26 protein-coding genes and 2 tRNA genes are annotated in these 26,029 nt (G+C 35.6%); 4 read left to right on the top strand and 24 right to left on the bottom strand.

The features are described from left to right. Positions 1–248 precede the first annotated feature (248 nt). The gene (locus ACSG5Z_RS10215; RefSeq protein WP_098135087.1) at positions 249–701 is read left to right on the top strand and encodes a MarR family winged helix-turn-helix transcriptional regulator; all 453 of its coding nucleotides are present in this window, start codon (positions 249–251) and stop codon (positions 699–701) included. 2 nt (positions 702–703) lie between these two features. Beyond that, positions 704–1,120 (top strand): organic hydroperoxide resistance protein, encoded by a 417-nt coding sequence (locus ACSG5Z_RS10210; protein ID WP_048541345.1) that lies wholly within the window; start codon positions 704–706, stop codon positions 1,118–1,120. A 35-nt stretch (positions 1,121–1,155) separates the two neighbouring features. On the opposite strand, the gene ysxC is transcribed toward ACSG5Z_RS10210, so the two are convergent. The 7 genes from ysxC to ACSG5Z_RS10175 all read right to left on the bottom strand — a co-directional run bounded on the left by ysxC (position 1,156) and on the right by ACSG5Z_RS10175 (position 10,599). Beyond that, entirely contained in the window at positions 1,156–1,752 is a 597-nt protein-coding gene (ysxC, locus tag ACSG5Z_RS10205; protein WP_000869124.1) for a ribosome biogenesis GTP-binding protein YsxC, read from the bottom strand. Then, positions 1,749–4,079 carry an endopeptidase La gene (gene lon, locus ACSG5Z_RS10200; protein ID WP_000097312.1) on the bottom strand — a complete coding sequence of 777 codons (2,331 nt, stop codon included), beginning with the start codon at positions 4,077–4,079 and terminating at the stop codon, positions 1,749–1,751. The genes ysxC and lon overlap by 4 nt, the downstream gene beginning before the upstream one ends. A gap of 184 nt (positions 4,080–4,263) precedes the next feature. After that, positions 4,264–5,934, bottom strand: coding sequence for an ATP-dependent protease LonB (gene lonB, locus ACSG5Z_RS10195; protein ID WP_000119166.1), 1,671 nt, complete (start codon positions 5,932–5,934; stop codon positions 4,264–4,266). A gap of 106 nt (positions 5,935–6,040) precedes the next feature. Then, the gene (gene clpX / locus ACSG5Z_RS10190) at positions 6,041–7,300 is read right to left on the bottom strand and encodes an ATP-dependent protease ATP-binding subunit ClpX (RefSeq protein WP_087985330.1); all 1,260 of its coding nucleotides are present in this window, start codon (positions 7,298–7,300) and stop codon (positions 6,041–6,043) included. 264 nt (positions 7,301–7,564) lie between these two features. Continuing rightward, positions 7,565–8,842, bottom strand: coding sequence for a trigger factor (gene tig / locus ACSG5Z_RS10185; protein ID WP_000729261.1), 1,278 nt, complete (start codon positions 8,840–8,842; stop codon positions 7,565–7,567). 309 nt (positions 8,843–9,151) lie between these two features. Then, a complete protein-coding gene (locus tag ACSG5Z_RS10180; protein WP_137011941.1) occupies positions 9,152–10,150 on the bottom strand; it encodes a hypothetical protein in 999 nt (332 codons plus the stop codon). Between the two features lie 200 nt (positions 10,151–10,350). Beyond that, positions 10,351–10,599, bottom strand: coding sequence for a hypothetical protein (locus ACSG5Z_RS10175; protein ID WP_001983650.1), 249 nt, complete (start codon positions 10,597–10,599; stop codon positions 10,351–10,353). 518 nt (positions 10,600–11,117) lie between these two features. On the opposite strand from ACSG5Z_RS10175, the gene ACSG5Z_RS10170 reads away from it, so the two are divergent. Continuing rightward, positions 11,118–11,732 carry a PH domain-containing protein gene (locus tag ACSG5Z_RS10170; protein ID WP_000473869.1) on the top strand — a complete coding sequence of 205 codons (615 nt, stop codon included), beginning with the start codon at positions 11,118–11,120 and terminating at the stop codon, positions 11,730–11,732. 85 nt (positions 11,733–11,817) lie between these two features. Here the strand turns inward: ACSG5Z_RS10170 and ACSG5Z_RS10165 are convergent, their stop codons facing one another. The 13 genes from ACSG5Z_RS10165 to ACSG5Z_RS10105 form a co-directional block, all read right to left on the bottom strand. Then, positions 11,818–12,018 carry a hypothetical protein gene (locus ACSG5Z_RS10165; protein WP_000124458.1) on the bottom strand — a complete coding sequence of 67 codons (201 nt, stop codon included), beginning with the start codon at positions 12,016–12,018 and terminating at the stop codon, positions 11,818–11,820. Positions 12,019–12,431: 413 nt separating this feature from the next. Next, a tRNA-Arg gene (locus ACSG5Z_RS10160) sits at positions 12,432–12,505 on the bottom strand. A gap of 1 nt (position 12,506) precedes the next feature. Beyond that, positions 12,507–12,580: transfer RNA gene (locus ACSG5Z_RS10155), tRNA-Gly, on the bottom strand. Positions 12,581–12,689: 109 nt separating this feature from the next. Continuing rightward, the gene (locus ACSG5Z_RS10150; protein WP_000645521.1) at positions 12,690–13,193 is read right to left on the bottom strand and encodes a metallophosphoesterase; all 504 of its coding nucleotides are present in this window, start codon (positions 13,191–13,193) and stop codon (positions 12,690–12,692) included. Between the two features lie 13 nt (positions 13,194–13,206). Beyond that, on the bottom strand, positions 13,207–13,815 hold the full coding sequence (locus tag ACSG5Z_RS10145; protein ID WP_000815937.1) for an XTP/dITP diphosphatase: 609 nt from the start codon (positions 13,813–13,815) through the stop codon (positions 13,207–13,209). 11 nt (positions 13,816–13,826) lie between these two features. Further along, positions 13,827–14,564 (bottom strand): ribonuclease PH, encoded by a 738-nt coding sequence (gene rph / locus ACSG5Z_RS10140; protein ID WP_001261765.1) that lies wholly within the window; start codon positions 14,562–14,564, stop codon positions 13,827–13,829. A gap of 128 nt (positions 14,565–14,692) precedes the next feature. Next, a complete protein-coding gene (gerM, locus tag ACSG5Z_RS10135) occupies positions 14,693–15,742 on the bottom strand; it encodes a spore germination protein GerM (protein WP_087985334.1) in 1,050 nt (349 codons plus the stop codon). Between the two features lie 131 nt (positions 15,743–15,873). Next, entirely contained in the window at positions 15,874–16,683 is an 810-nt protein-coding gene (gene racE, locus ACSG5Z_RS10130; RefSeq protein ID WP_000774000.1) for a glutamate racemase, read from the bottom strand. A 290-nt stretch (positions 16,684–16,973) separates the two neighbouring features. Next, the gene (locus ACSG5Z_RS10125; protein ID WP_137013507.1) at positions 16,974–17,636 is read right to left on the bottom strand and encodes a type 1 glutamine amidotransferase domain-containing protein; all 663 of its coding nucleotides are present in this window, start codon (positions 17,634–17,636) and stop codon (positions 16,974–16,976) included. A 157-nt stretch (positions 17,637–17,793) separates the two neighbouring features. Next, positions 17,794–18,081, bottom strand: a complete 288-nt coding sequence (locus ACSG5Z_RS10120; protein WP_087985339.1) for a hypothetical protein — start codon at positions 18,079–18,081, stop codon at positions 17,794–17,796. A 186-nt stretch (positions 18,082–18,267) separates the two neighbouring features. Continuing rightward, positions 18,268–18,492 (bottom strand): spore germination transcription factor GerE, encoded by a 225-nt coding sequence (gene gerE, locus ACSG5Z_RS10115; protein ID WP_000659484.1) that lies wholly within the window; start codon positions 18,490–18,492, stop codon positions 18,268–18,270. A 165-nt stretch (positions 18,493–18,657) separates the two neighbouring features. After that, positions 18,658–19,953: a purine/pyrimidine permease gene (locus ACSG5Z_RS10110; RefSeq protein ID WP_435711416.1), complete on the bottom strand. Its 1,296-nt coding sequence runs from the start codon at positions 19,951–19,953 to the stop codon at positions 18,658–18,660. Positions 19,954–20,051: 98 nt separating this feature from the next. After that, positions 20,052–21,293, bottom strand: coding sequence for an amidohydrolase family protein (locus tag ACSG5Z_RS10105; protein WP_060488192.1), 1,242 nt, complete (start codon positions 21,291–21,293; stop codon positions 20,052–20,054). A gap of 335 nt (positions 21,294–21,628) precedes the next feature. Here ACSG5Z_RS10105 and ACSG5Z_RS10100 point away from each other — a divergent pair, with 335 nt between their 5' ends. Next, entirely contained in the window at positions 21,629–21,814 is a 186-nt protein-coding gene (locus ACSG5Z_RS10100) for a PspC domain-containing protein (RefSeq protein ID WP_000044337.1), read from the top strand. A 1,402-nt stretch (positions 21,815–23,216) separates the two neighbouring features. Here ACSG5Z_RS10100 and ACSG5Z_RS10095 read toward each other — a convergent pair. From ACSG5Z_RS10095 to ACSG5Z_RS10080, 4 genes are read right to left on the bottom strand one after another with little or no spacing between them, the layout of a single operon-like run. Further along, positions 23,217–23,951: a Bax inhibitor-1/YccA family protein gene (locus ACSG5Z_RS10095; RefSeq protein WP_435711415.1), complete on the bottom strand. Its 735-nt coding sequence runs from the start codon at positions 23,949–23,951 to the stop codon at positions 23,217–23,219. A 41-nt stretch (positions 23,952–23,992) separates the two neighbouring features. Further along, the gene (locus ACSG5Z_RS10090) at positions 23,993–24,823 is read right to left on the bottom strand and encodes an ABC transporter permease (protein WP_435711414.1); all 831 of its coding nucleotides are present in this window, start codon (positions 24,821–24,823) and stop codon (positions 23,993–23,995) included. Next, complete coding sequence (locus ACSG5Z_RS10085) at positions 24,820–25,518, bottom strand: ABC transporter ATP-binding protein (RefSeq protein WP_435711413.1); 699 nt, start codon at positions 25,516–25,518, stop codon at positions 24,820–24,822. The genes ACSG5Z_RS10090 and ACSG5Z_RS10085 overlap by 4 nt, the downstream gene beginning before the upstream one ends. After that, positions 25,515–25,895: a GntR family transcriptional regulator gene (locus ACSG5Z_RS10080; RefSeq protein ID WP_435711411.1), complete on the bottom strand. Its 381-nt coding sequence runs from the start codon at positions 25,893–25,895 to the stop codon at positions 25,515–25,517. Before ACSG5Z_RS10080 ends, ACSG5Z_RS10085 begins: the two co-directional genes overlap by 4 nt. Positions 25,896–26,029 lie beyond the last annotated feature (134 nt).

Genomic DNA, 26,029 nt, shown 5'->3' with positions numbered 1-26,029 from the left:
TTATAAATTAATAACTCTATTTGTACGTTACCAAAAAAAGCCCTCATAATCAAGTGATGGAAACTATTCCATATGAATTATAACATCATCTTTCCTATCTTCTTTCATCATGAAGAAAAATATGTATGATTGTTCCAAATTGTAGCACAAACTTTCTCAATACAATGTATTTGACATTGTATTTCTTTTTCGTTATATTGATTTTATAAAATTAAATTGCGCACAACTTAATTAGAAAGGAGTTATGTATGACAGAGAATTCTTTACATCTAGATAACCAACTTTGTTTTTCTATTTACGCCTGTTCTAAAGAAGTTACCCGCTTTTATCGACCATATTTAGAAGATATGGGTATTACGTATCCCCAGTACATTACTTTACTCGTACTATGGGAGCAAGATGGACTAACAGTAAAAGAAATTGGAGAACGTCTATTTTTAGATTCCGGTACGTTAACACCTATGTTAAAACGAATGGAATCATTAAAACTTGTAAAACGCGTTCGTTCCAAAGAAGATGAGCGCAAAGTTTGTATTAAATTAACAGAACAAGGTAAAGACTTAAAAGAAAAGGCTTGTTCATTGCCGAAAACAATGGCAACAAATTTAGGAATTACAGAACAAGAATATCGTTCTTTATTAATTCAATTAAATAAACTAATTGAAACAATGAAAACAATTAATGATAGAAAAGGGGAATAAACATGGATAAATTATATACTGCTTCAGTAACTGCTACAGGTGGAAGAAACGGAAAAGTAATTTCAGATGATGGCATATTAAATCTTGATGTAAAAATGCCGAAAGCACTAGGTGGTGCAGGCGGAGAGGCAACGAATCCAGAACAACTATTTGCTGCTGGTTATGCCGCTTGTTTTGATAGTGCATTACAACTTGTCATTCGTACAAAACGTGTGAAAGTAGAAAGTACAGAAGTAACTGCTCACGTTTCTATCGGAAAAGATACAGATGGTGGTTTCGGCCTATCTGCTGTACTTGATGTACATGTTGCTGGCGTCTCTCATGACGAAGCACAAGAACTTGTAGAAGCCGCTCACGGTGTATGTCCTTATTCGAAAGCAACAAGAGGTAATATTGAGGTTACATTAAACGTACGATAAAAAAATTTAGTAAATAAAAAAACGCGCGACATTCGTCACGCGTTTTTTGTTTTTGTCATTCTATGAATTGCCTTCCACGCTTCTTCTTTTCCAAGTCCTGTTTCAGAAGAGAATAGAACGATTTCATCGCCAATTTCAACAGCAAGCGTTTCTTTTACAACTTTTAAATGCTTTTGCCATTTCCCTTTCGGAATTTTATCGGCTTTCGTCGCAATAATAATTGTTGGGATTTCATAATGCTTTAAGAAATCATACATCATCACGTCATCATTTGTTGGTTGGTGACGTAAATCAACTACTAATACAGCTGCGTCTAATTGCTCACGTGTTGTAAAGTAAGTCTCAATCATCTTGCCCCATGCTGCGCGCTCTGTTTTAGATACTTTCGCATATCCATAACCTGGAACGTCAACAAAATGCATCATCTCATTGATCAAGAAGAAGTTCAACGTTTGCGTTTTCCCTGGTTTAGAAGAAATACGTACTAACTTTTTACGATTTAAAATTTTATTAATAAAGGAAGACTTCCCGACATTTGAACGACCTGCTAATGCAATTTCTGGTAAATCACTGTCTGGATATTGTTCTGGTTTAACAGCACTAATTACAATATCTGCTTTTGTTACTTTCATTGTTTCACTCCTACTAATGCGTGCTCCAATACTTCATCTAAATGAGATGCAAGCACAAACGTAAGGTTTTCTTTTACGCTTTCTGGAATATCATCTAAATCTTTCTCGTTTTCTGCTGGCAAAATAATTTTTGTTAAGCCTGCGCGGTGAGCACTTAATGTTTTTTCTTTTAAACCACCAATTGGTAATACACGACCACGAAGTGTAATTTCACCTGTCATCCCCACTTCTTTACTTACAGGAATACCTGTTAGTGCAGAAATAAGTGCCGTTGCCATCGTAATACCTGCTGACGGTCCATCTTTTGGAACTGCTCCTTCTGGAACATGAATATGAATATCATTTTTCTCATGGAAATTCGGATCAATCTGAAGTTCTTCTGCACGAGAACGAATATAGCTAAACGCTGCTTGTGCGGATTCTTTCATAACATCCCCAAGTTTCCCTGTTAAAATTAATTTCCCTTTACCTGGCGCTACAGACACTTCAATCGCAAGTGTATCACCGCCTGCTGCTGTATACGCTAACCCTGTTGCCATACCAACTTGGTCTGTTTTTTCAGCTTGCCCATAACGGAATATGTGCTTACCAAGTAAATCAACAATGTTTTTCTCTGTTACTACAATACGCTTACGTTCTGCTGTAACGATAATTTTTGCTGCTTTACGACAAACTTTTGCAATTTGACGCTCTAGCGTACGAACACCGGCCTCACGTGTATAATAACGAATAATTTCAAGAAGCGCTTCATCACGTACTTGTAAATTACCTTTTCGTAAGCCATGCTCTTTTAATTGTTTCGGCAATAAATGTTCACGGGCAATGTGAACTTTTTCAAGTTCCGTATAGCCAGCAATTGAAATAATTTCCATACGGTCAAGCAACGGACCTGGAACACTTGAAAGTGTATTCGCAGTTGCTACAAACATAACTTTCGATAGATCATACGGTTCTTCAATGTAATGATCACTGAAGTTATGGTTTTGTTCTGGGTCTAACACTTCAAGTAATGCCGCTGATGGATCTCCACGGAAGTCGTTAGACATTTTATCAATCTCATCTAATAAAAAGACTGGATTAACTGTTTTCGCCTTTTTCATACCTTGAATAATGCGTCCTGGCATCGCTCCAACATACGTACGACGGTGACCACGGATTTCAGATTCATCACGTACACCACCAAGGGATACACGGACAAAATTACGATTTAATGATGTTGCAATCGAACGCGCTAACGATGTTTTCCCGACCCCAGGAGGTCCTACTAAGCAAAGGATAGGTCCTTTTAATGAATTCGTTAACTTCTGCACAGCTAAATATTCAAGTACGCGCTCTTTTACCTTCTCAAGCCCGTAATGATCTTTGTTCAAAATCTCTTCAGAATGAGCAAGATCAATCATATCTTCTGTCGCTTCTGTCCACGGAAGTGCTAATAACCAATCCATATAATTACGAATAACACCGCTCTCCGCAGAACTTGCTGGTAACTTTTCATAACGGTCTAATTCTTTCAGTGCAGCCTTCATTGTTTCTTCAGGCATTCCTGATTGTTCAATTTTCTCACGAAGTTCTTCAACTTCCCCGCCCTTACCTTCTTTATCACCAAGTTCAGTTTGAATCGCCTTCATTTGCTCACGTAAGAAATATTCTTTTTGCGTGCGCTCCATTGAACGTTTCACTTTTTGTCCAATTTTCTTTTCTAAACTAAGTAACTCTTGTTCATCTTGAATAATTGAAATAAGTGTATGTAATCGTTCCTTCACAGATACAATCTCTAAGATTTCTTGTTTCTGCTTCGTTTTAATCGGCAAGTGAGAAGCAATTAAATCAGCTAATCTTCCTGGCTCTTCCACATCAGCTACCGTTGCAAATGTTTCATTTGAAACTTTTTTCGAAACTTTAATATATTGTTCGAAATGCTCCAGTAATGTACGCATAAGAGCTTTCTCTTCTAGATCATCTTCCACTTCTTCAGTTACCGTTTTGATAGAAACCTGCACTACATTCTCTTCTTCGATAAACTCTACTACTTCAGCTCTATGTAAACCCTCTACAAGGACACGAAGCGTACCGTTCGGCAATTTTAACATTTGCTTCACTTTCGCCACTGTACCTACACTATATATGTCATCTTCTTTCGGATCATCGATATTCATTTCTTTTTGCATCGCTAAAAAGATGATATTTTCATCCATTGCCGCCTGCTCTAGTGCTTGTATCGATTTATCACGTCCTACATCAAGATGCAGAACCATCGTTGGATATACGAGAACGCCTCTTAATGGTAGGAGGGGTACGATTCTTTCATTCGTATTCATACTAGACATAGCACCTCCATAATAAATTAAACTCCTGTTCAACTATTTTATATTACAATACATCTAGATGCAATTGCAGAGATTTTCCGCAATTGTAAATCCCTCGTTTTTTCTCCCTTTTAAAAAGGAAAAAAGACTCCGCTTAAGCATACAAACTTAAACGAAGTCTGGCAAATTTTATTATCGTTCATTCTCACATTGATTGTGCATCTGTTTCGTCTACAGTAGTATGTATATCAAGGTCTCGATGCATATTTTCCTGCATAAATGTTAGCTCAAATACTTCTTTTAACTTACGAACAGGAATGATTTCAATTCCTTTTATTGTATACAAAAACGGTTGCATATTTTCAGCAGGAATGATGACTTTCTTAGCACCTGCTTTTTTCGCAGCTTTTATTTTTGCGTACACACCACCAATAGGTTTCACTTCCCCGTGTATACTTATCTCACCGGTCATCGCTACTTCATTACTCACATACGTACGATGCACTGCTGAATATACACCTGTTGCCATAGCAATACCTGCCGAAGGCCCATCAATTGGGATACCACCTGGAAAATTAATATGTATATCGTACCCTTCTGGCAACACATCTAGAGAACGAAGTACTGTTAATACATTATCTACAGAACCTTTCGCCATACTTTTACGGCGAATGGATTTCGTTTGACTGCCAATACTTTCCTCTTCCACAATCCCGGTAACATTTACCGACCCTTTATCTTTCGCCTTGATTGCTGTTACTTCAATTTCTAATAACGCGCCTGTATTTGGTCCGTATACAGCAAGTCCATTTACAAGACCGATTCTCGGAATAGGATAAATACGTTTTTCATATTTCGGTGTAAGTTGGCTAGAGTGAACAACCCACTCTATATCTTCATCTTTAATGAAAGAACGTTCTTCATTTATTGCCATACCAGCAGAAATTTGTACAAGGTTAATTGCTTCTCGTCCATTTCTTGCATACATCCCGATCATTTCAACACCATTTTTACCTATTTGCATTTCCACTTTATCAGCTGCATTCTTCGCTACTTTTTGAATCTCTTCTGTATCTAACTCACGGAAAAACACTTCTAAACAGCGTGACCGAATAGCAGGAGGAATCTCCTCTGGCGAACGTGTCGTCGCCCCAACTAAGCGAAAATCGGCTGGCAAACCTTTTTGAAAAATATCATGTATATACGTTGGAATCATCGAATTTTCTTCACTATAGTACGCACTTTCCAAAAATACTTTCCGATCTTCTAACACCTTTAACATTTTGTTCATTTGAATTGGATGTAATTCACCAATCTCATCAATGAACAAAATACCACCATGCGCATCTGTTACAGCCCCTTTTTTCGGCTGTGGGATACCCGCTTGCCCCATTGCACCTGCCCCTTGATAAATCGGATCATGGACTGAACCAATTAATGGGTCTGCAATACCACGTTCATCAAATCTTGCTGTCGTCGCATCAAGTTCGATAAATGTTGCATTCGTACGAAATGGAGATTTCGGATTGCGTTTCGCTTCTTCCAATACAAGGCGTGCTGCCGCTGTCTTCCCGACACCTGGCGGACCATATATAATTACATGTTGCGGATTCGGACCACAAAGAGCCGCTTTCAACGACTTAATCCCGTCCTCTTGCCCTACAATATCTAAAAAGGATGTAGGACGTACCTTCTCCGCAAGCGGCTCTGTTAAAGAAATCTCACGCATTTTACGAAGCTGTTCTAATTCTTTTTTCGATTCTCGATCAATTGAAACTTTTTGTGTTCGCTGATTTCGAAGTAAATGCCAAAAATACAATCCGACAATTACACCAAAAACAAGTTGAACAAGTAAAAATATATTTGTCCAGCTCATAATTTATTTCCTCCCGCAATGTTTTATCATTTAGTATTTCCGCGGAGGAACATAGCTAAACATAAAGAAAAACAGCAATTATAAAAATTGCTGTTTCTTCTTCGCACTATGCAGATGTTTTTGTATCAAGTACAGTACCGTCTTGTAACACCAATTTCGGCGGTTCATTATCAGCTACTGTTTCTTTCGTCAGAATACACTTCTCGATATCTTTGCGAGATGGAAGTTCGAACATTACATCAAGCATTAAGCCTTCAATAATAGAACGAAGTCCACGAGCACCTGTTTTACGTTCAATTGCTTTTTTCGCAATCTCAACTAGTGCACCTTCTTCAAACTCTAACTCAACATCGTCAAGCTCCAATAATTTTTGGAATTGCTTAACAAGTGCATTTTTCGGTTTCGTTAAAATATCTACAAGAGCATCTTCATCAAGCGGCTCTAGGTTCGCAATAACTGGAAGACGACCGATAAACTCCGGAATTAAACCGAATCTTAAAAGATCCTCTGGTAAAACGTGAGATAAAACATGCTTCTCATTTACATCAACATTTTTCTTCTCAGCACCAAATCCAATTACTTTCTCACCAAGGCGACGTTTAATAATTGGCTCAATGCCATCAAACGCTCCACCACAAATGAATAGGATGTTCGTTGTATCAATTTGAATGAACTCTTGATGCGGATGCTTACGACCACCTTGAGGTGGAACGCTCGCTACAGTACCTTCTAAAATTTTCAGAAGTGCCTGCTGTACACCTTCACCAGATACATCACGTGTAATTGATGGATTTTCGGACTTACGTGCCACTTTATCAATCTCATCAATATAAATGATTCCTTTTTCCGCTTTCTCTACATCATAATCAGCTGCTTGGATTAATTTTAGTAAGATGTTTTCTACATCTTCCCCTACATATCCAGCTTCTGTTAAAGATGTTGCGTCCGCGATTGCAAATGGAACATTTAAAATACGCGCTAATGTTTGTGCCAATAATGTTTTACCACTACCAGTTGGCCCAATAAGTGAAATATTACTCTTCGCTAATTCTACATCATCAATTTTACTGTTAGAATTAATGCGTTTGTAATGGTTATATACCGCTACCGCTAGTGCTTTTTTCGCGTTATCTTGTCCGATGACATACTCATCTAAGATTTCACGAATTTCTACCGGTTTCGGTACATCTTTGAATTCTACTTCTTCGTCCTTCGCAAGCTCCTCTTGTACAATTTCAGTACAAAGTTCGATACACTCGTCACAAATGTAAACACCTGGACCTGCAACTAACTTTCGAACCTGCGTTTGTGTTTTACCACAGAAAGAACATTTTAATTGACCTTTTTCATCATTAAATTTAAACATATTTTCACACCCCTTACAAAGTGCTAACCTCTTGCCTTCGTATGTACACGATAAATGTATCGTATGTAAATACATATTATGTCACTACGTGGCGAGAAATACAAATAATATGACTAGTTATGTACAAATAAAAAAATTTTAAAACTTTTGAAATATGTATATTCGACTTGTAAAGGAAGTTTTCCTTCTTCATCGAAAAGTTTTATAAATATATTTCTATATTTATAAAACAAGGCACGATTAAAATCGCGCCTTGTTATTTTATTATGCAGCGTTGTCTACTAAGAAGTCTACAGCTTTACGCACTTTAAGGTCTTCAGATAAAGCGTCTACGCTTCCAAGAGCTTGCTTGATAGCGTCTACTGGCATACCGTACATTTCAGCCATTTTTTCAACTTCTGCAGTTACTTCTTCTTCAGTAACTTCGATGTTTTCAGCTTCAATGATAGCTTCAAGAACAAGATTGATTCTTACGCGTTTTTGAGCGTCTTCTTTCATTTGCTCTTTTAACTTGTCAGCGTCAGTACCTGTGAATTGGTAGTAAAGCTCAAGGTTCATACCTTGTTGGCTTAAACGTTGCTCGAATTCACGAACCATACGATCTAACTCAGTGTCGATCATAGCTTCTGGAATCTCGATTTCAGCGTTAGCAGCAGCTAATTCTACTACTTCGTCACGTACTTTGTGCTCAGCTTCGTGCTTTTTGCCTTCTTCTAAGTTTGTACGAAGTTTTGTTTTTAATTCATCAAGAGTTGCAACTTCTTCGTCAGCTTCTTTAGCGAACTCGTCGTTTAACTCAGGAAGTTCTTTTGTTTTGATTTCGTGAATTGTTACTTTGAATGTAGCTGGTTTACCAGCTAATTCAGCAGCGTGGTACTCTTCTGGGAATGATACTTCAACTTCTTTAGAATCACCAGATTTAAGACCAATTACTTGCTCTTCGAAACCAGGGATGAAAGTACCAGAACCGATTGCAAGAGAATAGTTTTCGCCTTTTCCGCCTTCAAATGCTTCGCCATCAACGAAACCTTCGAAGTCGATTACAGCTGTATCACCGTTTTCAACAGTTCCTTCTTCTTTAACAACTAGTTCAGCTTGACGCTCTTGTAAAGATTTTAATTCATTCTCTACATCTTCGTCAGTTACAGTTGTTTCAACTTTTTCTACTGCTAAACCTTTGTACTCGCCTAATTTAACTTCAGGCTTCACTGTAACTTTTGCAGTGAAGATAAGGTTAGCATTTTTTTCGAACTTCTCGATGTTGATTTCAGGATGATCAACTGGGAAGATACCAGCTTCATCGATCGCTTCACCGTATGCTTTTGGTAAGATGATATCTAAAGCATCTTGGTATAAAGATTCGATACCAAAGCGTTGTTCGAATAACGGACGAGGCATTTTCCCTTTACGGAAACCTGGTACGTTAATTGTTTGTACTACTTTTTTGAACGCAGCGTCGATAGAGTTGTTTACTTCTTTAGCATCAACTTCGATTGTTAAAACGCCTACGTTACCTTCTAATTTTTCCCATTTTGCAGCCATTTATTCTTTCCCTCCAACTATAATAATGTATGCACATACCTCTATAGATTAAAATCTTCATTATCTCTTTTTTGAAATAACAAAAGTACAAATAATCCTCTAGCAAAAGCTTTCAGATATAATGTTCCAATCTACTAATTGTCTAAAAGACAACTACGGTATATTTTGTTCGAGAATAATATGAAACATATTAAGTAAGAGATTTACACTTCTCTTCTCTTACAAACAGGCAGATTTCTGCCTTTTGCAACCCTTACATTATAACATAGAATATGCTCGTTTCAAGAACCGAACGATTCTTTTTCATAATTATACGGGCAAATATCCTTCTCTTTCAACACGTAATAACCATTGATAGGCAATATGAAACTCTTCTAATTCAATATTATACGCTGTCATAAGCTCTTCTTCATCAATAGTCAATCCGAAACGCTTTCTTCCAATTCTCTCTAAAACAGCAGCCCAAATCTCCACTTTATCCATTAATAGAGCGAATGGGAAAACGCTAATTCGCAATTCTTTCCAATATGTAACCATCGCATCAAATATATCGGGATAACTTTGCTCTAATCGGCTTGATAATGTATGTATAATGTTATCGGATTGCTCCTCATTATGACCTGTAAATGCTGGAATCACCTTAATCGTATTCCCAAACTTTTCTACCTCTATCTCTTCTTCTATTTGATTTTCTATCATTTTATATAAAATAGAAGTTTTCAAATAAGGGTGCTGTTTTTCGTCTATTAAAAATTTCTTTAAAATAGGTAATGCAAGATCCAAGTCTTTTAACGAAAGTTGCTGAATCGCTCTTAGCTTTTGTCCAAAGTTTTCTCCAAACATTTCATTAGTAAACTCATCCAATTCAAAATTCGAATCGACTAGTGATGTATCTACTTCACTTAACATACCTTCTGCAAATAAAGCGAGCTGTGCTAATTTTTCCTTTTGCTCAGGCATTACATCTTTCGTTTGCAAAACCTTTTCAACGATTTCAATGACACCTTCATAATCATTTGTTTGAACTAAAATCGTCACATATGTTTCAAGAATATCACCAAATAATACAGCTCCTGTTTCAAGTAACTGTTCACATTTGTCTTTCGCTTCTTCCATATGTTTTAATTCTAACAAACAAATAACAGAAGCGAGTTCCGTTTGTTCCGTTTCTGCATTATACTGACGTAATATTTCAAAGCAGCGCAATGCATCTTCGAATTTCCGCTCTTTCAGTGCTAAAAAACCTTCATCAATATATCGCTCTGATAGTTGTGGAAACAATACGACCGTATTTTCTTTTTTATCCATACGTCCGCCTCTTTTTCTAGATTTTAATTATCTTTAAAGTAAATATATCAAATGAGTAATAAGAACACAACATCCCAAAACCCTTTGTTTGAAATATAGAAATATTTAATTTTTATATTTCGATATTTCAAACAAATCCTTACTAAAAATTAAAAATGTACAAATAAAAATCCTCAGCAATTAAAGCAGAGGATTCATCATTAATGGAAAGCTTTTATAATAGTGGGGTATATAACAAGGGTAATAATTTGGAGAACAATAATTGCCATAACAATCATGCTAAAATAGAAGATTGGTTTACTTCGCTTCATTAAAAACATAATAATAAGCATCGTACAAGCAAACAAACTTAAGAAGAACAAACTCGTTGTCGAACTAAGTATACCACTCGGGACAAAGAACAATAACACTACACTACAAGTACCTATAATTCCAAATAACCATTCCATTCATTCACTCATTCCCTTTCCCTCTCATGGCAGTTTTTTTACTAAGCGATTAAATGTTTTACAACATCAACTACATACGTTAATTTCTCATACGCTACAAATCCAAAAGCAACTGTTAAACCCGTTACAATTAATCCTTTCATCATTTCTTCCTCCTCGTTTTATCATTGTTACCTTTATTATAGAGGATTAGCAATTTGTTACCATCGAACTTCCTTACAGTTACCTTACAGAATTGTAAGATTTCAAAATGGATAGAAAAAAACCTCATATTACTTGAGAGGTTTTCACGGAATTTCTCTATAATTACTTGCAAAATTAACTTTTTCTCCTGGTTATTTTTCGGAGAATCCACTCTTAAACTGATAGATTTACTAAATAACTTAGGGTTGAAATAATTATTTGTTACTTTTCTTAACTTACCTTCAAATGTTTTTAATTATAAGAAAACACTTTATTGAAATCGTGTTAATATATTTTTATACAATTAAGAATTTAATTTAAAAGGGGGATTATGTATGTTTAAAAAAATGGCTGCAGATGTATTAGGGCTAAGCGATGTAGGTTCTGTCATTACACCGAAAGATTACGATAAAGTTGATGCTGATGATTACGTGATGCATGAAGATGGGGAGAAAATTTATTTTTTAATCAAATCAAAATCAGATGAATATTGTTTCACAAACAAAGGATTAATCCACCTAGATGGTACAAGTGCAACAAGTAAAAAACGTACACTACGCCGCTTTAGTTATAGTAAGTATCAAATTAAAAACGTAGCACTTGAAACTGCAGGAACGATTGATTTAGACGTAGAAATTAAGTTCCAGATGGGGGATGAGCATTATTCAATTGATGTTCATAAAAAACATATTGAAGAATTAAAAGATTTATATAAGGCTTTACTTAAAATAGAAGAAATTTCATACGACAACGATATTACATTACAGTATGCACATAAAAGTCTAGATATGGCATCTAACGCTTTCAGCCGTATTTCAAACGCACAAGTAAATTTAGCAGAACAATTTAAAGAAATGAACGAGATCGCCTTTAACTGGCTCGTTGATACGAAGAAACAATATAACGTGAAAGATTATGGTTTTGTATTTGAGAAGTTTATTAATAACTAAACAAGAAACCCTTGTTATCAAAAGATAACAAGGGTTTCTTAGCGTCCCAGGAGAGATTTGAACTCCCACTCCGCCCATTCCCGTACTATTTTATATATTTTGATCGCAGTCTTAATATATCTTCTCCTTCACGAATGCCTGCCGATCCCTTCCTCACATTTTTTACGACAGTCCAATCTGGGTTAGTTTCATCACCGATGTTCTGTACTGTAAAGTTGCCATCACCATATTTCCGGTGACCTTCTGCCAATTTCTCTGTTAAATCATTCTCATTTGATCTAGCCATCTTTGCGCCATCTCCCTTTTTTATACAACCTTCTTAAACTGTCCAACCAATCACACGTCCAGTCAATTGGAGATTCTCGTTTTCCGCTTCTATTAATTGTAACACACTGTCGGGGATAAGTTCCGATAACGGCTGCTTAATCGTACTAGAATGGTAAAAAGTTTTATAACATTCTAAGTGAACAATTGGGATAATATAGATATGGATTTAAGTTTCATCATAAGCCTATTGATTCTTTAAATTAAACAAGAGAAATAGGGCGCATAAATAGCGCTCTTTTCTTAATGCACTTTAATCTATTGTATATAATAATTATCATATGTTACTTTATATTTTTTTACACCTCTTGCACATACATCAATTTTTAAACAAACAAAAAACCTTGTTACCAAAAGATAACAAGGTTTTTTTAGCGTCCCAGGAGAGATTCGAACTCCCGACCGTACGCTTAGAAGGCGTATGCTCTATCCGGCTGAGCTACTGGGACATGGAGCGGGTGAAGAGAATCGAACTCTCGACCAGAGCTTGGAAGGCTCTTGTTTTACCACTAAACTACACCCGCATATGTTATTTTATTTTTCTTCGTTAGCGCTGTTGCCCTATCGACAATATTTATTATATGTATAACCATACATAAAGTCAACACCTTTTTTAAAAGAGGATAATTTTTCTTATCCTCTTTTAAAAACTGCTTGTTCAACTAGTTGTCCGTCTAATGTTTCAAAACGAACTTCCATTTGATTTTCATCCATTTCTAATAAAGCAAATGTCTTTTCTACACGCTGACGTGGCAATAAAATACTGCCTGGATTAATAAATAAAACGCCATCGATTAATTCTGCACCTAATACGTGAGAGTGTCCGAAGCATGCAACTTGCGCCCCTACCTCTTCCGCATGGTACGCTAATGTTTGTAATGTCATTTTCACGTTATGACGATGTCCGTGCACAACTACGAAACGAATGCCATCTACATCAGTTACAATTTCATCTTGAAAGTTAGCATAATCACAGTTCCCTTTTACAACATGGAAACCTTGCAGCTCTTCATGAGCAGGCGTTAGCTCTGAATCACCGCAATGAATCATGACATCTACTTTTCCTTCATAGTTCTCTTTCAACTGCTGTAATTCCTTCACGGAGCTATGACTATCGCTTACGATTAAAGCTTTCATCAATCTCTCTCCCTTATTCTCCTAAAAACCATTCAGGGATTTTTTCTTCTAGCTTACGAAGAGCACGTCCACGGTGGCTAATGGCATTTTTCTCATCTGAACTTAGTTCCGCCATCGCTCTTTTATATTCTTCCACATAAAAAATCGGATCATATCCAAAGCCATTTTCCCCGCGGCGCTGCTCTAAAATATACCCTTCGCACGTCCCGTTTACAATGACAGGCTTTTTATCCCCTTCAGGGAAAGCCACTGCTAATGCACAGTAGAAACGAGCTTTACGCTTTTCAAACGCTATTTCATTTAATTCTTGTAACACTTTATCAATATTCGCTTGATCATCTTTCGGCTCTCCAGCAAAACGAGCTGAATACACGCCTGGTTTTCCATTTAAAGCATCTACAATAAGACCTGAATCATCCGCGATTACAATCGCATTCAGCTGTCTACTCAGACTATCCGCTTTTAAGATCGCATTTTCTTCAAATGTTTCACCAGTTTCTTCGACTTCTTCAATATGAGGAAAATCGTGCAATGATTTTACTTCTAAATCAAATCGCTCAAATAACTCAGCAAATTCACGTACTTTCCCCATATTTTTTGTCGCTACAACAACTTGTTTCATACTTTCCACCTCTACTCTATATGAGATACGATGTCACCTAACGCTTCTTTTTGCATGTCGATTAGTTGGAAGATACCTTGTTCCGCAGCATCAAGTAATTCATTTAACTGCGCTCTGCTAAACGTCGCCTCTTCTCCAGTTCCTTGCACTTCAACAAACTGACCTTTTCCAGTCATAATTACGTTCATATCAACGTCTGCTTTAGAATCTTCTGCGTAGTTTAAATCTAAAACAACACCTTGCTCTTCAACAATTCCTACTGACGTTGCTGCTAAATAATCTTTTACTGGAATTTTAGATACTTTTTCTGCTTGTAATAACTTCTCAAACGCTAATACCATTGCTACATATGCACCTGTAATAGAAGCAGTTCTCGTTCCACCATCCGCTTGAATAACATCACAATCAATCCAAACCGTTCTCTCACCAAGTGCTTCTAAGTCAACTACCGCACGTAATGCTCGTCCAATTAAGCGCTGGATTTCCATTGTACGTCCTGTTACTTTCCCTTTACTTGATTCCCTAATTGTACGTTGTTCTGTTGCACGTGGAATCATCGCATATTCAGCTGTTACCCAGCCCTTTCCTTCTCCACGCATAAACGGTGGGACACGCTCTTCAATTGTCGCTGAGCAAATTACCTTTGTATCCCCAACCTCAATTAATACTGATCCCTCTGGATGTTTTAAATAATTCGTATGAATATGTATATGGCGTAATTCTGTTTTCTCTCTACCATCTACTCGCATAAAAATAACCTCCTCATAACTACTTGTTAGTATAGCCAAATTTAAATGTATGATATGTATACAATAAAAGAAGAGGAACCCAAAAAGCAATTCCCCTTTCTTACTTAAGTATATCAAATTATTGAAGATTAAAAACTACCTGTATTCACGTTTTCTGGCCGATCGACAGGTTTTATTAACTTTCCGCCCTTTTCATCTATAAGATTCGCTTTACCATTTACTTCAATAGAAACACTTTTCACGCCTTTCTTTTCTGTTAAAGATAAAACTAACGACTTCAATACGTAATTTGAAATCATATTTTTATCTGGGTTTATAAATATATTTTCATTAAAGTTTAATGTAAGATTTCCGTCTTGTAACTTCGGATTCGTAATCAACTTAACTCCTGGATTAAAATCATTCAGAAGCGATTGATGAATCGGTCCTTTTACAAGTTCATCTATAATTGCTGCATAATCATTTTCTTTTCCTTCTACAACGCGGCGTGTTACTGGTACGTAGTATTGCTGCTTATTATTATTTTGTGCCATAAAATAAAGTGTAACCGGTTTTGTATTTGTTACATCCGCTACTTGTTCATCATCGAAGTTGATACCATTAGCACGGCTCACCCCTTCACCAATCGGTGTACCACCAACAGGCATCTTTGCCAATTTCTCACCATTTATTTGGAACTGCACTTGTTTTATTTCTTTAAATTGCGTCAACGTCCAGGCTATTGACTCAACCATCTGACGCTCTTCCTCTTTTGCATAGTTTTTCATTTCTTTAGAGAAATCAATGACTGCCGTCCCATCTTTTTTCAAATCTAGTGTCATCGATGTATTCGCTGGAATGACTGCACGGAACCCATTCGGTAATAAATTCGTTACCGGTCCATCTTTCACAAGGTACTCTAACGTTTGCTGAATGACCTCATTCGCTTTCGGAGTAGGTATAGCTAACGTTTGCGGTACAACATAACCATTTTTATCAACAAGGTATAGTTCTCTATTCACCGTTTGTCCTTGCTTATCTTTCTTAGCTACTTCTTTCTTTCCACCCTCTGTATACGTAACTTGTTTTGGCGGATCAATTTGTTCCGTTGCTTTCTCCTGATTTATAAAGCCACACCCTGTTAGTAAAACAGCGCTCACAGTAGCACCAACAACCCATTTAAAAGTGGATTTAGGCATGCCATTCCCCCCTAAAATCTAAGTTTGTACTATTATGTATACGAGCTGTTTCACTTTTTAGAACAAGCTGTGCTTCCTATAAACAAAAAAACTCCTGATTTCTCAGGAGTTCACTTATATGGATTCTACTATTATTCTTTTTCTAAATGAATATGTTTCACATTTTCAATCGGTTGACCGAACCATTTTGATGCAATTTCTTTAAATAGGCCTATTTTTCCTGTCGTTAAGAAGAGATGATCACTTTGTTCCTCTCCCTCATTCAACATTTTACTATGGTATAAAATTGTACTTACTTCGCGCGCTGTTTCATCACCTGAACTAATGAGTTGTACTTTATCTCCCATTACTTTTTTAATAACAGGACCTAAAATTGGATAATGTGTACAACCTAAAATAAGTGTATCAATATCAGTATTTTTCAGCGGTTGCAACGTTTCTCGTACAACTTCATACGCCATTTCACTTTCAAAATTCCCACTCTCTACAAGCTCAACGAAAGGCGGACACGCTAAACTTTCTACCATAACACGGTTATTAATAGACTTTAGCGCTTCTTCGTATGCACCACTTTTCACCGTTCCAATCGTTCCAATAATCCCAACATGATACGTGTTTGTCACTTTTAAAGCTGTACGTGATCCTGGGTGAATAACTCCTACCACTGGAATTGGTAATTGTTTCTGCATCTCTTCTAATACAACCGCAGTTGCTGTATTACACGCAATAACTAACATTTTGATATTTAAATCTAGTAAATGCTCCGTCATTTCCCACGTAAATTGACGCACTTCTTCTCGAGAACGTGGACCATAAGGGCAACGTGCCGTATCCCCTAAATATATAATACGCTCTTTCGGCAACTGACGAATTAATTCCTTCGCTACTGTTAAACCGCCAACTCCTGAATCGATAACACCGATTGCTCTATTCAACTTCATCACCCGTTTTCTCATTCATCATCTTATTTTATCATTATATTTTACACACTTTAAGTTCGCTAACTTAAACTGCTTCTGTATGAAAATTTTCATTTGTACCTATATAGACTAGGACCTTTTTTATTTTGCTCCTTTTTTTCATAATTTGCAAGACAGAAAAATAACCGACCTTCTATATGAAAGTCGGTTTCTTCTATATAAAATGCGTATTTATCGCTCCATCTTTTTTTGGAAAGAAGACATTCCTATTAATAAGAAGAAATGAGCAGAAATGAAAGCGAGCACTTTTTCTATAATTTATTGACAGCTCTTCTTATAGCTTTCCCTATTTCCATACTAGACTGCGGGTTTTGCCCTGTAATTAAACGCCCATCTACTACTACATGCGGTGTGAAATTTGGAGCAACATAAAACAAAGCTCCTTCTTCTTTCAATTTACTTTCTAATAAAAACGGCACTCGCTTTTCTAAATGCACAGCTTTTTCCTCATCGTTTGTATAACCTGTTATACGCTTACCGGCAACAAAAAACGAGCCATCTTTATTTTTCACACCGACTAAAGAACTTACTCCGTGACAAACAGCCGCTACAATCCGGTTATTGTTGTACATATTCTCAATCAAATTTGCAACATATGGATTACCTGGAAAATCTATAATCGCTCCGTGCCCACCACCAAATAAAACTGCATCATAATCCGAAAAATGAACATTTGAGATCGGCTTCGTATTTTGCAATAAAGAAGCGACATGCTTAAATTCACGAGGTATCCCGTTCGGAATAGACACTCTATCAATAGGTACTTTACCGCCCTTTATCGACACAATGTCAACATCAAACTTAGCCTTTTTAAATACATTATAAGGAGCTGCGAGCTCTTCCAGCCACAAACCAGTCGGGTGTCCATTCATATCATGAGCGCTTGTTGAAACTAACAATATCCTTTTCAACATATCCCCCTCCTTACTACCTATTTATGTATGGAATGTTCTTATCATTCATATAGCAAGCGGAAAAAACGATAACAACAAGCTGACCTTTTGTATAAAAGTCAACTTGTTGTTATCGTTTGAATTCTTTCGTACGAAGATTTTCACAACCTTATAACTTTTATTTCCAACGCCACGCAATCGTGTTATCCTCCATATGAATAGCAGGTATATCAATCCCTAAATACCGCTGATTATCCTCATCAAAAACAGACCAATTTCCTTCATATAAAAATTCAGGATCTATGCTTTCAAAATCAAATCCACTATCTTCGTCTACCATCTCACGAAAATATTTTTGGAACGGTTTACTATTTTCATATAGACGAATTGTTCCATACATCCATGGCATGTCTCCAAAAACATCTTTAATTTCACCTATCTCCATATCCTTAAAATACAACTTCATATTTGCACCTTCTTATTTGTGAATGACAAAGATACCTACCCTGAATGCCTCATCATGTTCTAAAGTAGTTATTTTTTACGTTTCTTTCTTAAACATATCTTCCTTCTCAAAGTCTGAAATACCTTTTTAAGTTCAAAATATAAACAGAAAAATAGCCGACTCTTCATATAAAAGTCGGCTTTCTTTTTATAGTTCGAGCTCTCCCATGCGAAGAAGCTCAACAACTGCTTGTGAACGTCCTTTAACTCCTAGCTTTTGCATTGCGTTTGAGATGTGGTTGCGTACTGTTTTTTCACTGATAAAAAGTTCACCTGCAATTTCCTTCGTTGTTTTATCTTGAACCAGTAATTCAAATACTTCTCTCTCTCTCTTTGTGAGTAACGGTTTAGATTGATACGCTTTTTCCTTCAACTGGTATAAACCTCCTTGCTTAAGCCAGAGCCGTGTATGTGTAAGTTGGGTGTTTATTTAGTCAAGATATTGTATGAACGAAATGTGCGGGTGGTGAATGAAAATAGGCTTTATTTCACATGTTATTTTAGACTTTTATACAGTGCAGACACTCTTTGTATCCACTCACTTTTCAGTACGCCATATTTGTTCTAGTAATATGCTGACAACTGTACCTACGAACAAACCATTTCCGAATATATATTGCATAACAGACGGCAGTGATTGGAGTGCTCCAGACGGTAAAAACATAACACCGCTTCCAAATAATATAGCAACTCCTAAAACCGTTACATTCCGTTCGCTCATTGGCACTTGTTTTATATTATGAAAACCAATTCCAATTAACTGTACGAACGAAGCCATTAAAACCGCAGATGCGACAGCAGGTGGTAACGATGCTAAGTAACGAATAATATTTGGAAACAACGACATTACGACTAGTAACAAACATGCTAGTAAGAACGATCGTATATATTTTTGTTTCGTTAAACGTATAAATCCTGCCGTTGCTGGTAACGGCACGACACCTACAGTTGAAAATACAGAAGAAATGATATGCGAAATCCCTCCGACCCACGTACCACCCTTCAACTGTTTTTGTTCAATAGTCCCCTTTTGAATGGTAGCTTGATTAATTGCTATAATAGCTGCCACTGTATTTGAAACTAAAATACATACCATAACGAAACTGGATACAGCCATACCTGTATTCCACTTTGGAAGTCCCCAAGCAAATATTTGCGGAAGTTGCACAAAATGAGTTACTTGAGATGGAATCGTCATTTTTCCTGCAATGAGAAAAAGAATCCACCCACTAATTAATCCTATTAAAACCGCATAACTTTTGACAAAACCTTTTCCGAAGTTAGATAGTATAATAACGAAAAGAAATATGCTAAACGCAATTATCGCTGTAAATCCATCGATTTGAGAAACAGTAGCAGTAATTCCTAGCATTCCTTTTAGAAATACACCGCTTAATTGTAAACATAATAAAAGTAAAAACGTCCCTGTCACAAGCGGCGTGAATAAAAATAAAATACGTCCGATAAAACCAGTGACTCCTAATCCTATTAAAATAACACCGGAAATTATCATTCCTAATTCTAAAATTTGCAACGTACTATGTAATTGATCTTGCCCGGCCGTTGCATAAGCAAGTACGGTAAATACTCCAACCCACGATCCAGCTGGTCCATCCGCAATTGGTAGTCTATGTCCAAGCCACCCTTGTAAAAAAGAAGATATACCAACTACAAAAAACGTACGCTGCATTAAATAAAATATTTCTTCCGTTGTAAGATGAAATAATCCGCCAACGACAATCGGTAGTGCGATTGAATTCGCTAATAAAAATATAAACCATTGCAAAGTTCCCATAATATGATTTTGGTTATGTTGATTGTCCAAATTTTTCATCCTTTCTAGCTTCCCTGTAAGAAATATATTGCAAGCATAACAAAGAAGGGTTCTACACCCACAATTAGAACCCTCCTCAAAACATTTACACGATTCTTTTACACAAGATTATTTAATTCCACCTCATTTAAACTTCCAACAACAATATTCCCTTTATGCACGACTAAACGTTTCTCTGTTTGACGCGCTACCGCTTCAGCAGTACATGTTGCATTCGTCAAAACAAAACTCGCTTCATCTCCTACATTCGGCCATGCTCGCTTCCCTTCATTGTTTAACGTTTCTTTTCCTCCCGTAATAAAGCGAAGGGCTTTTCCTAAAGACCTTTCGTCACTCCAGCCAAAACGTTCCGCTAATCGATTTGCCTTTTGTAGCATATCACCTGTGCCAAACGGTGACCAATGATCAGTAATACTATCATTTCCTAATGAAACTTTCACACCTTTTTTATCTAATAACGGAATTGGGATTACTTGTTTCCCAATTGGCACCGTTGAAGTAATATCAATATTTAAAGCAGCTAGTCTTTCCGCCACTTCTTCAACTTCTTTATCCGTAACACCACCAAGTCCAAGTGCATGGCTAATTGTTACGCGACCTTGCCATCCCGCTTCTTCTGTTAAACTTGCCAATCGCTTCATCGTAAACGTCCCAAGATTATTCGCATCATGCAGATGAATATCAACATCCGCATTAAATTCTACTGCAATATCCATAATGGTATGTAATGATTTTTCAATATCATTATCCACTGTAGCTGGATCCACTCCACCGACTAGATGCGCACCCATACGCATCGCATCTTTCACAAGTTGTACAGAATTACTACGCAATAATCCATGTTGTGGAAAAGCAACAATTCTACCAGAAACCTGATTTTTATATGTTTCCAACGCCGCTAACGTCGCCTCCAAATTACCAAGTCCAATAATCGGATCAACATTACAATGCGTTCTTATATTCGTTGCACCATTTCGAAGCAATAACGCTAACATATTTTCCGCCCTATCTTGAGCAGTTGCTAATTGCTTCGGCAGAATTTTTTCTTCTTCATTAAAACGCGTAAAAATATTCTCTGCTGGCATACAAGCTTTCCAAGGACCACTATAATATGTCTTATCAATATGAATATGCATCTCTTCGAAAGCTGGCAAAATCAATAAACGATTAGCATCAAGAATTAATACTCCTTCCTCTTGAACAGCCCCTGCTATCATTTTTTTAATTCGTCCATCTTCAATGAGTAAACTACATAACTCTGTTTCTGTTTGGGAAATTCTCCCCTCTTCATATGTATACCCCGATTCAAGCATTACATTAGTCAGCCAATATACTGTCATCTCTATTTCCCCCACCCTTTATTAAAAGTTACCTCTTACTATAATTTTAATATCAACTGAAAATTAAGACAATTAATACAGCTGTTCCCTAAAAAAAAATGTAATACAACCGCATAGTCTTCTCATAAATTCCCATATAGAATAGAAGTATATAGCTTGCTATAAAGTGAAACTTTGATCAGTGGGGGGGTTGTTCATCCCCCCACTGATCATTAGTTAAACCAATCGGGCTTTTACGGGCAGTTAATCCCCACCTAACTTCTTTGCTTTCGCTAAATTTTTAGGTGGAGGTCTTACTGCTCGTTAAAGCGAGATAAAAAGGAGTGGATTGGAAGATGTCAAAAAGGTTATGTAAATCCGAAACTGATAAAATGCTATTTGGTATATGTGGCGGTTTAGGAGAATATTTTGATATTAGCTCTACCCTCATTCGCATACTTTGGGTCATTGCTGTTTTATGTTTTGGGACTGGTTTTTTAGTTTATTTCATTTGTTTATTACTTATGCCACGTTCGTACTAGTGGCATCCTGCATATACTTAATCGAAATATAAAAAATCACCTATAGCAATTTTATCTTAGGGTAACACCCTTGAAATGCATGTAAATAAATAAACCAAACATATTATATATATAAAATATGTTTGGTCTATTTATTGGGGTACAACCGAGATATGTGTAAAAACAGGTCATAGACTTACTTTTATTTCTAATCCGATTTAAAATCTAATTTTTTATGTTTATAAAATTTCTTCATTCATCTAAGCTTTCATTTTCGCTTGTTGCGTAAAAAAACGTTGAACAAAATATTTTGGGGTATATTATGAAGCAATATAAAGTGGCTCACCCAAATTATTCAAATTATCTGGATCAAATTGTTTTAGTTAAAGTGGGTCCCGCCAACCAAATGATATAAAACCTATACTAAGACATTTTATGGAAGATAAAAACCCGATTTTCCTACGTTAAGGGAAAATCATTTCTTATCCTATTATTCAGTAGCGGTATATCATTATTATTTTTCACTGATGTATTTTTAATTTTTTGTTTCATCTCATATCTAATAATGAAATGAAACATTCTGAGTTTTTATTTCGATGCTATAAAAATTATTATGTAAAAGGTTAAATACATGTAAAACAAGGATCTCTACAAAATCCAAATTTACAATTTCTATTCCTACGAAAAAAAACAATACATAGTAACCCCCCCCTTTTATCAGGATATTAGTAAACAAAAACATTCTAGGTTTTTGTTTAATTAGTTGATTGTATGGTTGCTTATGTTATGAAAAAAGCTGTTGTTAATGAAAAATAAGCCTGTTATTAAACTTAATATTTATATATATAAAAAAGATTAACTAATAAAATAAAGAATCGGTACCGGTTCTTTATTTTATTAACTTTTTGGGGTTAGGAGTAAGGAACTTGAATTAAATTCCTAACTATGATTTCTTTAAAAGCTAGGAATTTAATTATAAATTCGTGAAGCGTTCTTAGTATGTGATTGATTCTGAAATTTATGTTACCTGTAACGACAAAAAAGTGTAATTTTATCATTATTTTATAAAATAAAATATATACTTAATAATGAGGAACAGGGTTGATACACTAAAAAAGCATTCCGCAAATGTGGGAATGCTTTTTTAGTGATGTTTAATCGAGTGTGTATTGTTGCTTTAGCTAAATTTGAAGGATGCTAAGTTATTCGTATTATATCCATGAAGGAATACTATATTCAGAGATAGTAAAAATTTGTTTGTAGTGGCCGAAAGAAGATTATAGAAAAGGGTGGCTGAAAGGTTATAGGTATGAGTTGAAATCATTGTAAAGCATCTTCATACATTCTCCACTGACTAATGTGATTTAATTGATACTACGAGATACAAAAACATCCTGCATGTTTGAACCATGCAGGATGTTTTCTAGTCTTTGTTTTTCATAATGTAAGAAACCAGACGAAGGATCTCCAGGTATAACCATACTAATGTCATCATAAGCCCTACTGCGCTGTACCATTCCATATACTTTGGTGCTCCATTATGAGTACCATTTTCAATTGAATCAAAATCTAGTAATAAATCTAATGCAGCAATAACAATTACAATTGCACTTATGATGATACTAATTGTCCCACCTTGGTGAATGTATGGAACAGTCACCCCTAAGATGCCCAGTAAGAAAACGATAAAATACATAATAAAAATTCCAAGTGTTGCAACCGTTACAACCGCACGAAACTTTTTAGTTACTTTTACTATTCGAGTTGCGTATAACAATAACATGGCAAATAAAATCGAAATTGTTAGTAATACGGCAATTAAAGCGATAGAATCACCAAAGCGCATTGTATAATATGCTGAAATACTTCCTAATAAAACCCCTTGTAATACTGCGTAAATCGGTGCGCAAATTGGGGATATGCGCGGAATGAATATAACTACAAAAGCGATAATTAGAGTAACTATTATAATTCCAACTAACACGGGTATTTTCATTGCCCCTTGTGTCATCTGTACGTAGGAATAGACAGACGCTGCAAGAAGTAAGATAAGCAAAATGAATGTTTTTACTATCGTTCCGCCAATAGTCATCGTAGAAGCATTTGTCTTCTCTTTATGAAATTTGTCTTTTTTTAATATTGGATTAGATGTTTTCATTATTTCCTCCTAAAATTTGTTTTGCGTTTAAAGTAAATTTTTTATATCTCTAGTTTCTTATCGATGATGCGGCCAGTAATCGCTACGAGTACAATTATTAACAAGCAAGTAAAACATAGACCAAAAATAGTGAAATCTTCAATAGGGTAAAATGATGTATCAAAAAAATTATTCTTATCCATTAATCCAGAACTCTTAATAGTAACTGCATATGTCTCTAATTTACTTAACACATTCATTATTATTGTTTGTATTGTTGAAAAAATAGCAACGAAAATGATGAATAAAATTATTTTACTCATCCATGACCTCACTGGAAACAGCCTTATAATTGCCATGATAAAATAACAAGAAATAAGGATACTCATGAAATCGATTCCCCATAAAAGAAAAGCAAATATGTGTTGGAAGATTCCGTAACTATACAACTTGTGATATTCTTTTCGAAATTCTCCGGTTATTTCCCCACCATAAAGACTGGGATCATAACCAATTACTTTTCCATCATAAAGACTTTGTGAAAAATAATATGAAAAAATTAAGCCTATACCTAATAAAATAATAAACATTAATGTGAAAAATAATAAATTCGTATATATATATTTTGAGGTTGGGATGGCTGTATAACGAATCATAGAATTTATTAATATTTTATTGAAAGAAGGCAGCGCTATTAAGAGAAGTAAAAATGCAGCTATACCAATTATTATCAGGAATATGAGTAATATTAAATCCTTTATAAACGGAGGTAGTACCCTTGAGAGTCCTATCGTACTAAATAAAAGAAGTAAAGAAATAATAATAAAACCTGAATAAAAGACAGCCATTTTTTTCCTATTGCACTTATATAAATAGAGAAAAAGTTGATTCATTTCTCAAAAACCTCCCTAAACAACTCATGTACTGCTTTCCCTTGATGAAAACGAATTTCTTCTACGTTTTCATGTAATACAATATTTCCGTCTTTTAAAAAGATTACCTCATCAAATATATTTTCGACCTCTTCTATTAAATGAGTAGAAATGAGAATGGTACAATCTTCGCGGTAAAATTTAAGAATTAAATCTAGTACATGTTTTCTAGAAACAAGATCAATTCCACCCAATGGCTCATCTAATATATATAGCTTTGCTATCCTGGAGAAAGTTAAGATAAGTTGTAATTTTTCCACTTCACCTTTTGATAAAGCAACTATATGCTCTTCTAAGGGCATTTTAAACTCAGTTATTAAGTCCATTGCTTGATGTAAATCAAAATCACTATAAAAATCCCGATAGAAAACTACAGCATCTTTTATCGTCATCCACTCGTCAAAAACAGGACTATCAGGCATAAATGAAACCATTTTCTTTGTTTCTATTCCTACCTTCTGACCTTCAATTGTGATAGTTCCTTTAGAAGGATAACACAAACCAGCAATCATTTTTAATAATGTCGTTTTTCCGCTACCATTATCACCAACAAGACCAATAATTTTCCCTTCAGAAATTGTTGCACTTAAATCTTGAAGCACTGTTTTTAAGTTATATCTTTTCCACAGATTTTCAATTTTTAATAACTCTATCATTCGCTTTCCTTCCTTTTCTTTTCTAATGAAGAATGGAGGATTGGAAGAATTTCTTCTTTCGTAAATCCTAAATTGTCCATTCCATTTATAAAATTATCAAGCAACTCTGTTGCCATTTCTTTGCGTAGTTCAGTAATCTTTTCCTCTTCACTCGTTACAAATCTCCCTGTTCCTCTTCTTGTCACAGCAATACCTTCTCGTTCTAGCTCTTGAAATGTGCGTTGAATCGTATTTGGATTCACTTGTAATTCACTGGCTAATTCACGTACAGCTGGGATTTTGTCACCCGGTGCTAAACTACCTGTTATAATTTCCTTTTTTATGTATTCCATTACCTGAATGTAAATCGGGATATTAGGAGAAAATTCAATTTCCATTTCTTCCCTCCTCAGTATTAGTGTACTAGACGAATAATACACTAATACTGATTGTGTGTAAATGGTAATTTTTTCGAACTATATATAATAAATAAAAGATAATATATCTAGTAAATTAGCGTAACCAACAAAGT

This window comes from Bacillus pretiosus (genome assembly GCF_051294775.1).
Taxonomy (GTDB): domain Bacteria; phylum Bacillota; class Bacilli; order Bacillales; family Bacillaceae_G; genus Bacillus_A; species Bacillus_A wiedmannii.
This window is presented reverse-complemented; position numbering and strand designations above follow the sequence as displayed.